Raw genomic sequence first — 12,856 nt, 5'->3', positions numbered from 1 at the left:
CATTCGCGAGTGCCCGATACGCGTCGAGTCCGCGTACGGACGGTCCTGCGGGACCTGCCCCGCGCTGCCGCCTCCCGCGTTCCCCCGCCCTGGCGTCATCACGCCATCGCTCTCCACGAAGGGTCCACCATGGCCACCGTCCTGTCCGTCTCCGGAAGCCCCTCCGCCACCTCCCGCACCGCCCGGCTGCTGCGCCACCTGGACCGGCGACTCACGGCCCAGGGACACGAGGTGGTCCCGCTCGACGTCCGCACCATCCCCGCCGAGGCCCTCCTCGGCGCCGACTTCCGTCACCCGGCGATCGTCCGGGCGAGCGAGCTGTTCGCCCGCGCCGACGGAGTTGTGATCGGCACACCCGTCTACAAGGCGGCCTACTCGGGGCTGCTCAAGTCCCTGCTCGATCTGCTGCCGCAGTACGGCCTGGTCGGCAAGACCGTCCTCCCGCTGGCGACCGGCGGGACGACCGCGCACATCCTGGCCATCGACTATGCCTTGCGCCCCGTGCTCAGCTCCATGGGCGCCGCGCACATCGTCCAGGGCTGGTTCACGCTCGACAAGGACATCGAGGTGGGCGACGACGGCACACTGACCGTCGCACCGGGCGCCGCCGAGGCCCTCGCCCAGGTCGTCGACCAGTTCTCCGACGCCCTTGTCAGCCGTACGCCCCTGCCGGCGGTCGCCGGACAAGCCGCCTGAGCGTGACCGCCGCCGACGACGAGCCGACCGGAGGTGATGGGCCGCCGAGCACCGGCCACCTGTCGCCTTCCGGCCCGGCTTCCGCGGGCACGCCCACTTGACGCCCTCCGAAAGGCGCCCGACACTCCAGTACAGAATCCCTAGTGGACGGGTGGGAAATGATGGAGCGTCCGGAGCCGCCCGCCGACCGCGGCGCGCACGCGTGTCGCTCGCCGCTTCTGCTGACCTGCCGCCGCCACATCGATCTCCTGCGTGTGTGCAGCGCGGCGAGTCCTCGGCGCTGAACCGCCGGCATCCGCCGGCACCGCATCCCCGCCACGTCACGGGAACGCGCCGACACCTCCGCGCGCCCGTCACCCGAGGTGCGCCGTCCGCCGCACCTCCGCGAACCAAAAGCCGGACCTGCATTCCCAGGGAGACACATGCCCGCCGCACCCCTGCCCCCCGTGCCGTCCGTCCCCTCCCTCCCCTCCCTGCCGTCGTTCCGGGGCAGGATCGGCGGTGACGCGAGCAGCGGCTACTACGCCGTGCCCCGCCGTTACCGCCTGCACCTCACGCCGTCCTGCCCCCACTGTCTGCGGATCGCGATCACCCACAGCCTGCTCGGCCTGGAAGAGATCCTCCCGGTGGTCCTGCTCCCGGCCGTGCCCGACGGACCCGACGGCGGCCATTCCGCTCTGCGCCCGCTGTACGAGGCCGGTTCACACCGGTATCAGGGACCGGCCACCGCACCGGTGCTGAGCGACACCTGGACGGGGCGGATCGTCAGCACACACACCCCGGACATTCTGAGCGACCTGGCCCGACGTTTCGCCGGCGACGCCTCCGGCCGGACCGCGCCGTACGCGCACGGGGCGGAGGCGGAGATCGAGGCCGTCGAGCACCTCTGCGAGTACCGCATCAACGAGGCCGCGCAGCAAGCCGGCGAGGCCGGCCCCGACGCGTCGGTGCGCCGGTCCGCCCTCGACTCCCTGCTCCGGGCGCTGGGCTCGCTCGAACGGCGGCTCGCCCACCAGGAACACCTGTTGGGCGCCGACATCACCGCCGCCGACGTGTGGTTGTGGGTGACCCTGGTCCGGCTCGACACCGTGCACCGCCTTCACCTGGACGCCGGGGCGGTGCATCGCATGGCCGACCATCCGCACCTGTGGGCCTATGCACGGCGACTGGCCGCCCACCCCGCCTTCGGCCGGCACCTCGACCTCGACGGCATCGCTCGTCGGCACCATGCCCAGTGCAGGGGACTGGAGGCAGCGGGGGCGGCCGTGCAGATCCTGGACTGGGCGGCCCACGTCGCGGGCGAGGCGGCTGCTCAGCCCCGCCAGGAGCATCCGGACGGTTCCATGGAAGCGCGACACGCTCTCCACACCGGCCCGTCAAGCCCCGCCTAGACCGGGGACCCTCTGGCGGTTACCCGTTCCGGGACGTGCGGGCACTTGTCGCCGGGGCGGCCCGGAACCCGCCCACGTACACCCCCGCGCCCCGACCGCCCGTCAGCCGTGCGCCGTGTCCGGTGAACAGCAGCCGTCCCGTCGCATCACGCAGCCCACCTCCAGCCAGTCCCGTGCGCCCAGCCGGGGCTCCTCCTGGGCCCGCCGGGCGCCCGGGGAGCGGAACGCCCCGACGAGGGCGGCCCTCTCGTGCGGTACGCCGCCCTTGAGCACCGAGACCGTGCGCACCAGTGTGGCGAAGTCCCGGAACGGATCGCCGTCCACCACCGTCAGGTCCGCGACCTTGCCCACCTCCACCGTGCCCAGGTCCCGGTCCAGGGCGAACGCCCGCGCCGGCAGCAGGGTCGCCGTCCGCAGGGCCTCGGCGGGCGAGAGGCCGCCCAGGTGCAGCGCCCGCAGGTTCAGGTGCAGGGACAGGCCCACCGGGACGATGGGCGCGTCGGTGCCGAGCGCCACCAGGCCCCCGGCCGCGAGCACCCGCCGGTACACCTCGATCTCCGTGCGCAGCGTGTCCAGTTGCGCCTCGCTCGGCGGCTGGGCGGCCATCTGCCGGACGAGCGCGGCGTCCCAGGGCGGCATGAGGGCGGTGACCCGCTCGTCCTCCGCGAGCGCCGGGTCGGCGCCCGCCAGCACACGCGCCGTGAACGGTGTCGCGATCAGGGTGAAGCCGGCGCCCCGCGCGCTGTACAGCTCGCTCACGTCCTGGTACGCCCGGCCGGCGGCGGTCACCGCGTGACCGGCCTCACCGCGCTGCGTCGCCTGGAGGTGGCTCGTCAAGTCCTGGCCCGTCTGCACTCCGGGCGAGCAGAAGTGACTGCCCACGCGCACCCCGAGCCGCTCGTGGGCGAACCGCGCCGCCTCCTCCATCACCCAGCCCGGCGCCCGCACATACGTCTTGACCACGTCCCAGTCCAGCGCCACACCCCGCTCCAGCGACCGGCGCAGCCCCTCCCGCGTACGGTGCGCCCTGCCCATGCTGTACGCGACCCGGGAGCCGTCCAGCAGCTCGCCGCAGCTCAGCAGCCGGGGACCGGCCATCTGCCCGGCCTCGACCGCCTCCCGGATACGGGCCTGCTCATGGGCGAACCCACCGAGCGACACGGCGGTCGTCATGCCGTACGCGAGCTGGCAGGCGGTCTGCCGCCCGCCATAGGTGTACGGCCAGGGGTGGCTGTGCGCGTCCCACAGCCCGGGGAGCACGGTGTGGTCCGAGGCGTCGACCCGCCGCGCCGCGGGCCTGGCGCGCGGCGGCCGGTGCGGCTCCACGGCGGCGACACGCCCCGCGCGTACGACGACGTCGACGTCCTCGCGCACCGACGAGTCGCCGCCCGTGCCGTCCCAGAGCCGGCCGGCGCGCACGACGGTGTCGGCCGGGGCGGGCCGCCGGTAGTCCAGCGGCACGCGCACGGTGCGCGGCTCGCCGCCGTCGATGTCCGTCAGCCGCAGCCGGGTGCCTGAGAGGTGGAGGAGGGTCCGGGAGTCGGCGGACCAGGAGGGGTGGTCGGCCGGTTCGGAGGAGAGGGTGCGCAGGGGCCCCGCCGGCCGGCCGTCCGCCGTCACCGGCAGCAGGCACAGGGCGGACTCGACGATCACGGCCATCCAGCGGCCGTCGGGCGACCAGACGGGACCGGAGCCGTAACGGTCGGAGATCGAGGTGTGCGGCGCGACGGCGTGCAACCGGGCGGCACCGGTCGCGGTGTCCACCACCCGGATGAGGTTGTACCCCTCGCGGAAGCGCATGTTCAGCCGGTTGCGGTCGCACAGCGCGAGGAACCGGCCGTCCGGTGACCAACTGGGCCTCCCGGGCAGGCCGCCGCCGCCCAGGGGCGCGGCCAGCACCCGTTCCGTGCCGGTGGCCAGGTCCATGACGACGAGGCGGCCGGTCAGGTCGAGGCACGCCAGCCGGCCGCCGTCGGGGGAGAGCGCCGGGTGGACCCGCCCGCCGGTGGCCAGTGCCGTGCGCGCACCCGTGGCGAGGTCGTGCCGGTACACCGCCAGCAGGCCGTCGCTGTCGTCGGCGTACACCAGGGACTCGCCGTCGGGCGCCCACGCCGGTCCGAGCAGGTAGCTCGTGGTGTCCGCGCGCACCAGCCGGCGCGGTGGACGGCCGCCCGCCGTGCCGGCCAGCCACAGCGAGTTCAGCGCGGCGAAGGCGATCCGGCGTCCGTCGGGTGCCAGCGCGGGCAGGTGGATGCCGCGCACCGGGCGCGTGCGGCCGCCCTCGAAGGAGTGCGTCTTGGCCCGGTAGCGCGGCCGGTGGACCGGCAGCGTGGCCCGGAAGGGAATCGGCTCCAGGGCCCGTGGTGCCTCGGGGCGCACGAGGCAGAACCGGCCGTCCACGGTGAGCAGCAGCTCGCCCCCGGCGGTCCACCGCGGTGGCACCGGTGCGACGTCCCCGGGGACGGCCACCGGCTCGCCGTCCACCACGAGCGTGCACGAGCCGTGGGGCGCGGGCGTGGTGCGCAGGTGGGCGAGCCGTTTCCCGTCCGGGGACAGGGCGGGGGTCAGGACCTGGGCGGCCGTGCTCTCGGTGTGCACGACGGTCACCGGCCCCCCGCCGCCGTCGGCCGGCAGCGAGACGACGGTACGGGCCTCCAACGACGTCCCCGACGCGGTGGTCACCACGGCCGCCCGTACGCACAGGATGCGCGCACCGTCCGGCGTCCACACCGGGTCGAAGTCCTCCCAGCGGCCGTCCTGGAGCGGACCGGCCTGCCCCGGCAGACCGCTGACGGCGGTGAGCCGCCCGGTCCGCAGGTCGAGCACCCAAATGCGGTACGGGGCGCCGGTCACGGGGTCGCCGCCGCGCTCGGAGGCGAAGGCGATCCGGGTCCCGTCGGGGGACCAGGCGGGGCCCCGGTCGTCCCACGGCCCGTCGGTGCGCCTGCGGATCTCCGAGCCGTCGGGCCGCATGGTCCACACGTGGAACACCCCGTCCCGGTACGCGCAGAAGGCGATCAGGGACCCGTCGGGGGAGTGGACCGGACGGCTGGGTTCCAGCGCGGCCGGGGTGAGCGGTACGGCGGTGCCGCCGGTGCGCGGCAACGACCACAGGACGTGCTGCACTTCGGCGATCAGCCGGTCACCGGACGGCGCGATGTCGGCCGCCCCGTTGGTGGCCGCCGTGAAGCGCAGGGAGACGACCTGGTCCCGGGCCGCGGCGGTGGCGGCCGCCGCCGGGGACAGCAACGCGGTTCCGGCGGCGGTGCCGGCGCCCGCGAGGAACCGGCGACGGGAGAGCGCCGGCAGGGCTGCCGACCGGTCCGCCGGCCCTTCCGTACCGGCCGTGCCCGTGGCGCCCGCCCCGTCTGCCGGAGCCACCACGTCCGCCCCGTCTGCCGGAACCACCGCATCGGCCGGATCAACCCCGTCCGCCGTGTCTGCCGCGCCCGCCCCGTCCGCCGGAACAGCCACATCCGCCGCGTCCACCGTGCCCACCCCGTCCGCCCCGTCCGTCGCTCCGGTGGCCGTACCGCGTGCCTGGCCCGTCCCGCTGGGGTTCAACAGTCCTCCCGCTCAAGGAAGCCGGCTCCGCCCGGTCGTGGCCGCCCGGACTGGCGAAACCGACACGGAGCCCATGATTCCGCACACGGGGCGCCAGTGAGCCGTACACGCGACATCTCCGCACCCAGCGGGCAAGGATGGCTCGATCGGCTGGTTCCCGACGCGCCCCGCCGCTCAGGTGAGCTTGAAGAAGAGGGTGTCCTGGGTGTACCAGTCGAGCTTCTCCGTGGCGTACTCCCACGATTCGTGTTCCGCGTCGAGCTTGTCGATCAGCTCCCGGACGTCGTACCGGAGGTTCTCGTCCATGCGGTCCAGCACGGCGCGGTAGGCGTCGGCGGCCGGCTTGGCCTTGGCCAGCGGCAGGTGGCCGATGGCCGGATAGCCGTCCATCGCCCACGGTATGTCGGGGAAGTCGTCGGGCAGCCCGCCGTACAGGTACCCGTGGGGCAGGAGGTCGGCGGGCACGCCCAGGCGGCGCATCTCCTCGTCGACCAGGCCGAAGAACGTGCTGGGCATGGAGTAGGTGCCCAGGTGGCCGGGGTCGGACGCGTTGTAGTCGATGATGATCTGCAGTGCCGTGTGGTACGCGTTGCCCGCGCAGCCGGAGTCCGCGTCCGCGCGCCCCTCGATGAGGTGGTCGAGGGCGTCGGGCACGGACAGGCCCCAGTCGATGCCCTCACGGTCGAGTCGGTCCTGATGGACCTGGGCGTTCCGGCGCATGCCGTCGAGGCGACGCTGCTGGTTTTCCGTCAGGTCGCCTTTGGCGCCCAGGTAGGCCAGGACGTCGGCCTTGTCGGCCGTGGCGTAGGCGATGTTGTGGCTCATGCAGTCATGCTGCCAGCCGGCACTGACAATCCCGGCTGCCAGGTGCTGATCGCCGATGCCGGCCCGAGCCCCCAACCGTCCAGAACACGCGGCGCGAGGGGGCGGGGCGGGGGCTCCGCCTACGCGTCCGCGGCGGCTTCCCCGCCCCCGGACTCCAGGGTCTCCGCGGAGTCCGTCACGTCCGCGCTGCTCGACGTACCGTCGGGGGTGGCCGCCTGTGCCGCGGGCGGGGCGGGGCTCAGGGCGGCGATCGCCGTACCGGCGACGAGGGACGCGACGGCGAGCATGCTGCGCTTCTTCATGCCCGGTTCAACCGGTGACGCCCGCCGGGCGTCACGTCGGTGTCCCCTTCGAATCCATGTCCCTATTCACAGCTCGTACGGTCATGTGCCCGCACTGCACGCGGCCCTGGTCCGTGCGGCGGCGGGCACGGGGGTGTCGCCGCCTGGGCCGGACGGGTGACGCGGGCGGTTGTCAAGGACCGTGTCCAGGACATCGTCCGCGACCGTACGGTGACGAGCCCCCGGCACACGCGGTGACCGCGGGCGGGGGGCACCGGCCGCCCTGGCGCCGGGCGCGGCGGGGGTGGCGGGGGCGAGCGCACGGTCCGGAGCCGGGGCGCCGGGCCCGGCGCCGCACACCGGGCCCGGCCACGGGGCGCGGCGTGTCGGCCAGGGCGGGATATCGGGCGGCCGTGCGAGGCCTCATACCAGAGCAGGACGCTCGGCGGGCAAGTTTGTCAACTGCGCACCGCACTTGCCGCGTTGACGACTACCGTGTGTTGCCGGTGATCAACGGCGGGCTCAATTCGACACATGACGCGCCCACCGTGACGCCGAAGCAGACCATCCGTTTAGTACGCCGAATCCTGTTCCTGGGGCCCCACGTACCAAGGACGCTGATGTCTCAACTTCGCGCACCCGCCGCGCGGCCGGACCGCCGTGAAGGCGGGCGGCACGGCCGGCCAGGCGCCCGTTCCCTGACGCACACCAAGAGGTCGCGCTCGTCGTCGCCCTCTGCCGAAGTCCGCATACGACCCCAACTCCTGCGCGCGGCCGTACTGCCCGCCGTCGTCGTCGCTCTCGGCGGGACGGCCGCCGTGCTCTTCACGATCCGCTCCACCGGTGCCCGTCCGTCGCCCGCCCTGTGGGCCGCGCTCACCGCCTCCACCGCGCTCGCCGTCGCCGCCGTCACGGCGGCCGCGCTGGGCGCGAACCGTGCCGCCACGGCCGTACTCGACCGGTGCGAGGACCTGCGGCGGCGCAGCGCGCGCGGCCAGAACGAACTGCGCGCCCTGGTCGAGCAGCTCCGCCGCGGGGAACGCCCGCCCGCCCGCCAGGGCGCGCCGCTGCCGTCCCTGGGCGGTGACGAGTTCGCCCTGCTGACGGAGGAGCTGGGCCGGGCCCACGAGGTGGCGGTCGCCACCGTCGTCCAGGCGTCGCGGCTGTCCAGCAGCGTCGGAAACGAACAGAAGGTCGAGGTCTTCGTCAACCTCGCCCGTCGCCTGCAGTCCCTCGTCCACCGCGAGATCCAGTTGCTCGACGAGCTGGAGAACGAGGTCGAGGACCCGGAGCTGCTCAAGGGCCTGTTCCACATCGACCACCTGGCCACCCGCATCCGCCGGCACGCCGAGAACCTGGCCGTCCTGGGCGGGGCCATCTCGCGCCGCCAGTGGTCCAACCCGGTCACCATGACGGAGGTCCTGCGCTCCTCCATCGCGGAGGTCGAGCACTACCCGCGGGTCAAGCTGGTGCCGCCGATCGACGGCACCCTGCGCGGCCACGCGGTCGCCGACGTCATCCACCTCCTCGCCGAACTCGTCGAGAACGCGACGCTGTTCTCCGCGCCGCACACCCCGGTGCTGCTGCGGGCCCAGTACGTCACGGCCGGGCTCGCCGTCGAGGTCGAGGACCGGGGCCTGGGCATGTCCGTCACCGAGCAGAACAAGATGAACGCCCTGCTCACCGACCCCGACCAGGTGAACGTGGCGCACCTGCTCCAGGACGGCCGCATCGGACTGTTCGTCGTCTCGGCGCTCGCCCGCCGGCACGGCATCGCCGTACGCCTCCAGTCCAACATCTACGGCGGCGTCCAGGCCGTGCTGGTCCTTCCCCAGGGCCTGCTCGGCGCCGACCCCGACGGGCTCACCCCGGCCGAACGCCAGGCCGGGCTCCGGACGGGTCACGACGCCGCCCACGAACTCGCCCACGAACTCGCCCGCGAGCCCGCCCACGGCGCCACCCCCACCCCCCCCCCCATTCCCGCCCCCGCCCCCGCCCACGAGGCGGCACACCGGGCCGGCGAGCCGGGGGTCCCCGCAGAGGTCACGGCCCCCGAGCCCGTGCACCGCAAGCCGGTCCACGCGGCCACCGCCCCGCCGGTGCTCCCGCACCAGCACGGTGGCAGCGCGCCCCTTCCCGTACGCGGTGAACGGCCCGACCGGCCGAACCCCGCGTCCGGCACGCAGGGAACCCCGGGCCGCCCCCAGTTGCCCAAACGCCGCGCCCAGGAGCACCTCGTTCCGCAGCTCAGGGACGCACCCGCCCCGCGCAAGGACGACGACGCCCTGCACGACCCGGGCCTGATGGCGGCCTTCCGGCGCGGTATCGGCCTGGCCGAGTCCATGCCCCCGGCCTCGCGGGGGCCGCACCACCCCGACCACCCGCACCCGGGACATCCGCACCACCTGGAACCGCACCGACCCGACGAAGCGCACAAGGAGTAGATGCACCATGGCGAGCGATGTGCCGACCGGCCATTCCTCGGATCTCGACTGGCTGCTCAGCGGCCTGGTCCAGCGGGTGCCCTACACCCGCAGCGCGGTTCTGCTCTCCTCGGACGGCCTGGTGAAGGCGGTGCACGGCCTCGACGCCGACAGCGCCGACCACATGGCCGCCCTGGCCTCGGGCCTGTACTCCCTCGGCCGCAGCGCCGGTTCGCGCTTCGGCGACGACGGGGAGGTCCGCCAGGTGGTCGTCGAACTCGACTCCACCCTGCTGTTCGTCTCCACCGCCGGATCGGGCACCTGCCTGGCGGTGCTCGCCGGCCGGGAGACGGACGCGGCGGTCCTCGGGTACGAGATGACGATGCTGGTCAAGAGCGTGCGGCCGTATCTGGTCACGCCGGCCAGACAGGCGGTGGCCGCGCCGGGCGGCACGGGACGCTGAGCCGTGCCGAGGCGACAGGACGGGCCCTGGCTCGACGACGCGGCCGGCCGGCTCATCCGTCCGTACACGGTGAGCGGCGGGCGCACCCGTCCGACGGCGGCGCTGGACCTGCTCTCCCTGGTGATGGCCACCGGGACGGCGCCGCAGGCGCACCTCGGCCCCGAGCACGCGACGGCCCTCCAACTGTGCGACGGGCCGACCTCGGTGGCCGAGATCGCGGCGCACTTACGGCTGCCCGCCGTGGTCACCAAAGTGCTGCTCTCGGACCTCGTGGACTGCGGGGCGCTGACCGCGCGGGCGCCCCGCTTCCACGACACCCCCACCGACCGTTCCTTGCTGGAGGCAGTGCTCGATGGCCTACGACGACGGCTCTGAGGACCGACCCGTGGACCGACCGGGGGCCGGTGACGTGTTCCCCACCGCCCTGAAGATCCTCGTCGCGGGCGGGTTCGGGGTCGGCAAGACGACGTTCGTGGGCGCGGTCAGCGAGATCGAACCGCTGAGCACGGAGGAACTGCTCACCACCGTGAGCGCCGCGACCGACAGCCTCGAGGGCGTGGAACGCAAGACGACCACCACGGTCGCCATGGACTTCGGCCGCATCACCCTCGACGACCGGCACGTGCTCTACCTCTTCGGCACGCCCGGCCAGGAACGCTTCTGGTTCATGTGGGACGAGCTGTCCGAGGGAGCACTCGGGGCGGTCGTCCTCGCCGACACCCGGCGCCTCCAGGCGTCCTTCTCGGCGGTGGACTTCTTCGAACGGCGCGGCATCCGGTTCCTGGTGGCCGTGAACGAGTTCGACGGCTGCTACCGCTACGAACCGGAGGAGGTACGGGCGGCGATCGACCTCAAGCCGGAGGTGCCGGTCGTCCTGTGCGACGCCCGGATCGCGAGCTCCGGGATCCAGACCCTGGTCACCCTCGTCCAGCACCTGCTGGACACCAACCCGGCCCCGGCACCGGCGCCGAGCTACGGAGCACCGACATGACGTATGACCCGACCGGCCACCTGCTGCTGACCCCTGTCGACCGGGAGGCCCCGCTGCGCGTCCAGCGGCTGCGCCAGCTCGGCATCGGGGAGCGGCCGGACCCCGACTTCGACGCGTTCGCGGACAAGCTCGCGCAGGTGACCGGCGCACCGTACTCGATGGTCAACTTCATCGACGAGAACCAGCAGTTCTTCGCGGGCCTGCACACCCCGAACGGCACCCAGAGCGCCGAGCAGCTCAACGCCACGGCGGCCGCGGGCGGCGGCGTCAGCCGGTACATGGCACGCGACCACGGCTACTGCCCGCACGTGGTGGTACGGCGCAAGGCGCTGGTGCTGGAGGACGTCTGCGACTATCCGCGGTTCGCCGGGAACCCGGTGGTGGACGAGATCGGCATCCGGTCCTATCTGGGCGCGCCCCTGATCGACCGTACGGGAACGGCACTCGGCACGATCTGCGTCGTCGACACCGAGCCCCGGCCCTGGGGGCGGCCCGGGCTGGAGACGATCAAGTCCCTCGCCGCCGAGCTGGTGGAGCAGATCCATCTGCGGGAGGACAGCCGCCGGCTCTGAGGGCGGCCGGGGGCGGCGGGCGGGGTACGCCCTGCCGCCCCCGGAAGGCGGAGGCGCGGCCCGCCGGGGGAGTGCCGTACGCGCTCCCCCGGGGCGCCGGGCGCGCTACAGGGCGGGTTCCATGCGGACGACATCGGCGAGCCGCTCGGACCACTGTCCCTTGGCCGTGCCCAGGGCGACCTCGGCGAGCCGCAGCAACTGGATGTCGGAGGTGCCGGCCGGGGCGAAGATGTGGTGCGCGTCGCGCAGGTAGCGCTCGATGGGCCGGTCGGTGAAGAGCCCGGCCGCCGCGTGGATCTCCATGGCGTTGCGGGCCGAGTCCAGCGCCGACTCGACGTTGACCAGCTTGGCGTTCATCAGCTCCGCGTCGCAGGGCAGCCCCGTGTCCAGCAGGTGCACGGCGTGGTACGCGGCGAGCCGGGCGGTCATCAGCCGGGACTGGATCTGGCCCAGCTTGAGCTTCACCGAGGGAAGTTCGTGCAGCGGCCTGCCGTAGCGGTGGCGCTCCTCGCAGAACCGGGTGGTCTCCTCCAGGATCGCCCGGTGGAGCCCCAGGGAGACGGCGGTGAGGTTGGCCCGCCCGTAGAGCACGCTCGACGAGTACGCGACGGCGAGCCCGTCGCCCTCGTCACCGAGCCGGTGGGACGCCGGGACACGGCAGTTGTCGAAGAACAGCTCGCCGAAGCTGAACCCGTGCAGGCCCATGGTGGGTTTCTGGTCACCCACCCGGAAACCCGGCCGGTCGGCCTCCACGAGGAAGGCCGTGAGCCCCTTGGAGCCGGGCCCGGTCCGCACGACGACGCCGTGCAGGTCGCCGACGTGGCTGTTGCCGACGTACACCTTCCGGCCGTTCAGGAGGTAGTCGTCCCCGTCGCGCACCGCGGTGGCGCTCATGCCCAGGACATGGCCGCCCGATTCCGGTTCGGTGACCGCGATGGTCGGCAGGCACTCGCCCGCGGCGATCGCCGGGAGCCAGGTCTTCTTCTGCTCGTCGGTGCCGAAGTGGACGATCTTGGCGGCGCCGAGCTGCGAGGCCTGGACCATGGCTCCCATGGCGCCGCTGACCCGGGAGAGCTCCTCGATGATGATCGTCTTTCCGAGGTGGCCCACGCCCATCCCGCCGTGGTCCCTGCTGATGGTCGCGCCCAGCCAGCCCTGCCGGGCTATGCGCCGGGAGAGGTCGCGGTGGACCGACCGTGCCGCCTCCATGGCCGGTACCAGCGGCCGCACCTCGCTCTCCGCGAAGTGCCGGACGTGCCCCCGTAGCTGATGATGCAGTCGACTGGCGAAGTACCCGTCCATGCGAGCCCTCCTCTGCGAAACGCCTGCTCGCGCGGTTGTTCGAGCAGATGGTGCATCGGCAGTGGTCCCGTCCCGAACAGGCCGACCACCTCATGGTGTTGATCATTCCGGAACGGTTCAACGCGGTCGCCAACTCTGGCTCAAATGCGGCGTGTTGACGTTCCGTGGGAAATATGTGTCGCATGGTAGTGGCCTGTCCGGTCCTATCCGAAGGGCATTCCCCCAGCGCATCTTTCTGCCACATGCCAAGGGCAAAGCTTTCCCGGGCAGGGGGCGCCGGACTCCGGCCGGTGCCTCATGGATGCGCAGGTGTCCCACCGGTATGCATCTGCCGGATCGATTCAGCGT

11 protein-coding genes are annotated in these 12,856 nt (G+C 73.3%); 7 read left to right on the top strand and 4 right to left on the bottom strand.

Going from position 1 to position 12,856, the window contains the following annotated elements; all coding sequences use genetic code 11:
- Positions 1 to 129 precede the first annotated feature (129 nt).
- Together ssuE and E2B92_RS10585 are read left to right on the top strand one after the other, a co-directional pair.
- Complete coding sequence (gene ssuE / locus E2B92_RS10590; RefSeq protein WP_126889601.1) at positions 130 to 696, top strand: NADPH-dependent FMN reductase; 567 nt, start codon at positions 130 to 132, stop codon at positions 694 to 696.
- Positions 697 to 1,118: 422 nt separating this feature from the next.
- Positions 1,119 to 2,087, top strand: a complete 969-nt coding sequence (locus tag E2B92_RS10585) for a glutathione S-transferase C-terminal domain-containing protein (RefSeq protein WP_133087487.1) — start codon at positions 1,119 to 1,121, stop codon at positions 2,085 to 2,087.
- Positions 2,088 to 2,189: 102 nt separating this feature from the next.
- Here E2B92_RS10585 and E2B92_RS10580 read toward each other — a convergent pair whose 3' ends face one another.
- The 3 genes from E2B92_RS10580 to E2B92_RS10570 all read right to left on the bottom strand — a co-directional run bounded on the left by E2B92_RS10580 (position 2,190) and on the right by E2B92_RS10570 (position 6,778).
- The gene (locus tag E2B92_RS10580) at positions 2,190 to 5,468 is read right to left on the bottom strand and encodes an amidohydrolase family protein (protein WP_126889246.1); all 3,279 of its coding nucleotides are present in this window, start codon (positions 5,466 to 5,468) and stop codon (positions 2,190 to 2,192) included.
- 357 nt (positions 5,469 to 5,825) lie between these two features.
- Complete coding sequence (locus E2B92_RS10575; RefSeq protein WP_126889244.1) at positions 5,826 to 6,476, bottom strand: DUF7691 family protein; 651 nt, start codon at positions 6,474 to 6,476, stop codon at positions 5,826 to 5,828.
- Positions 6,477 to 6,595: 119 nt separating this feature from the next.
- Positions 6,596 to 6,778: a hypothetical protein gene (locus E2B92_RS10570; RefSeq protein ID WP_126889243.1), complete on the bottom strand. Its 183-nt coding sequence runs from the start codon at positions 6,776 to 6,778 to the stop codon at positions 6,596 to 6,598.
- Between the two features lie 797 nt (positions 6,779 to 7,575).
- Here E2B92_RS10570 and E2B92_RS10565 point away from each other — a divergent pair.
- From E2B92_RS10565 to E2B92_RS10545, 5 genes are read left to right on the top strand one after another with little or no spacing between them, the layout of a single operon-like run.
- On the top strand, positions 7,576 to 9,201 hold the full coding sequence (locus tag E2B92_RS10565) for a sensor histidine kinase (RefSeq protein WP_443070276.1): 1,626 nt from the start codon (positions 7,576 to 7,578) through the stop codon (positions 9,199 to 9,201).
- A gap of 7 nt (positions 9,202 to 9,208) precedes the next feature.
- The gene (locus tag E2B92_RS10560) at positions 9,209 to 9,643 is read left to right on the top strand and encodes a roadblock/LC7 domain-containing protein (protein ID WP_126889546.1); all 435 of its coding nucleotides are present in this window, start codon (positions 9,209 to 9,211) and stop codon (positions 9,641 to 9,643) included.
- Between the two features lie 3 nt (positions 9,644 to 9,646).
- Positions 9,647 to 10,018 (top strand): DUF742 domain-containing protein, encoded by a 372-nt coding sequence (locus E2B92_RS10555; RefSeq protein ID WP_126889545.1) that lies wholly within the window; start codon positions 9,647 to 9,649, stop codon positions 10,016 to 10,018.
- A complete protein-coding gene (locus E2B92_RS10550) occupies positions 9,996 to 10,634 on the top strand; it encodes a GTP-binding protein (protein WP_126889544.1) in 639 nt (212 codons plus the stop codon). The genes E2B92_RS10555 and E2B92_RS10550 overlap by 23 nt, the downstream gene beginning before the upstream one ends.
- Complete coding sequence (locus E2B92_RS10545) at positions 10,631 to 11,206, top strand: GAF domain-containing protein (protein WP_126889543.1); 576 nt, start codon at positions 10,631 to 10,633, stop codon at positions 11,204 to 11,206. Before E2B92_RS10550 ends, E2B92_RS10545 begins: the two co-directional genes overlap by 4 nt.
- A 105-nt stretch (positions 11,207 to 11,311) precedes the next feature.
- Here E2B92_RS10545 and E2B92_RS10540 read toward each other — a convergent pair whose 3' ends face one another.
- Complete coding sequence (locus E2B92_RS10540) at positions 11,312 to 12,508, bottom strand: acyl-CoA dehydrogenase family protein (protein ID WP_126889211.1); 1,197 nt, start codon at positions 12,506 to 12,508, stop codon at positions 11,312 to 11,314.
- Positions 12,509 to 12,856 lie beyond the last annotated feature (348 nt).

The organism is Streptomyces sp. WAC05374 (assembly GCF_004353505.1).
Classification (GTDB): domain Bacteria; phylum Actinomycetota; class Actinomycetes; order Streptomycetales; family Streptomycetaceae; genus Streptomyces.
The sequence above is the reverse complement of the archived record's forward strand: the minus strand, read 5'-3'. Positions and strand labels throughout refer to the sequence as shown.

Excerpts from the sequence above, each read along its gene's own strand:
- ssuE (WP_126889601.1), top strand. The coding sequence starts at position 130 with ATGGCCACCGTCCTGTCCGTCTCCGGAAGCCCCTCCGCCACCTCCCGC.
- E2B92_RS10585 (WP_133087487.1), top strand. The coding sequence starts at position 1,119 with ATGCCCGCCGCACCCCTGCCCCCCGTGCCGTCCGTCCCCTCCCTCCCC.
- E2B92_RS10575 (WP_126889244.1), bottom strand. The coding sequence starts at position 6,476 with ATGAGCCACAACATCGCCTACGCCACGGCCGACAAGGCCGACGTCCTG.
- E2B92_RS10570 (WP_126889243.1), bottom strand. The coding sequence starts at position 6,778 with ATGAAGAAGCGCAGCATGCTCGCCGTCGCGTCCCTCGTCGCCGGTACG.
- E2B92_RS10560 (WP_126889546.1), top strand. The coding sequence starts at position 9,209 with ATGGCGAGCGATGTGCCGACCGGCCATTCCTCGGATCTCGACTGGCTG.
- E2B92_RS10550 (WP_126889544.1), top strand. The coding sequence starts at position 9,996 with ATGGCCTACGACGACGGCTCTGAGGACCGACCCGTGGACCGACCGGGG.
- E2B92_RS10545 (WP_126889543.1), top strand. The coding sequence starts at position 10,631 with ATGACGTATGACCCGACCGGCCACCTGCTGCTGACCCCTGTCGACCGG.
- E2B92_RS10540 (WP_126889211.1), bottom strand. The coding sequence starts at position 12,508 with ATGGACGGGTACTTCGCCAGTCGACTGCATCATCAGCTACGGGGGCAC.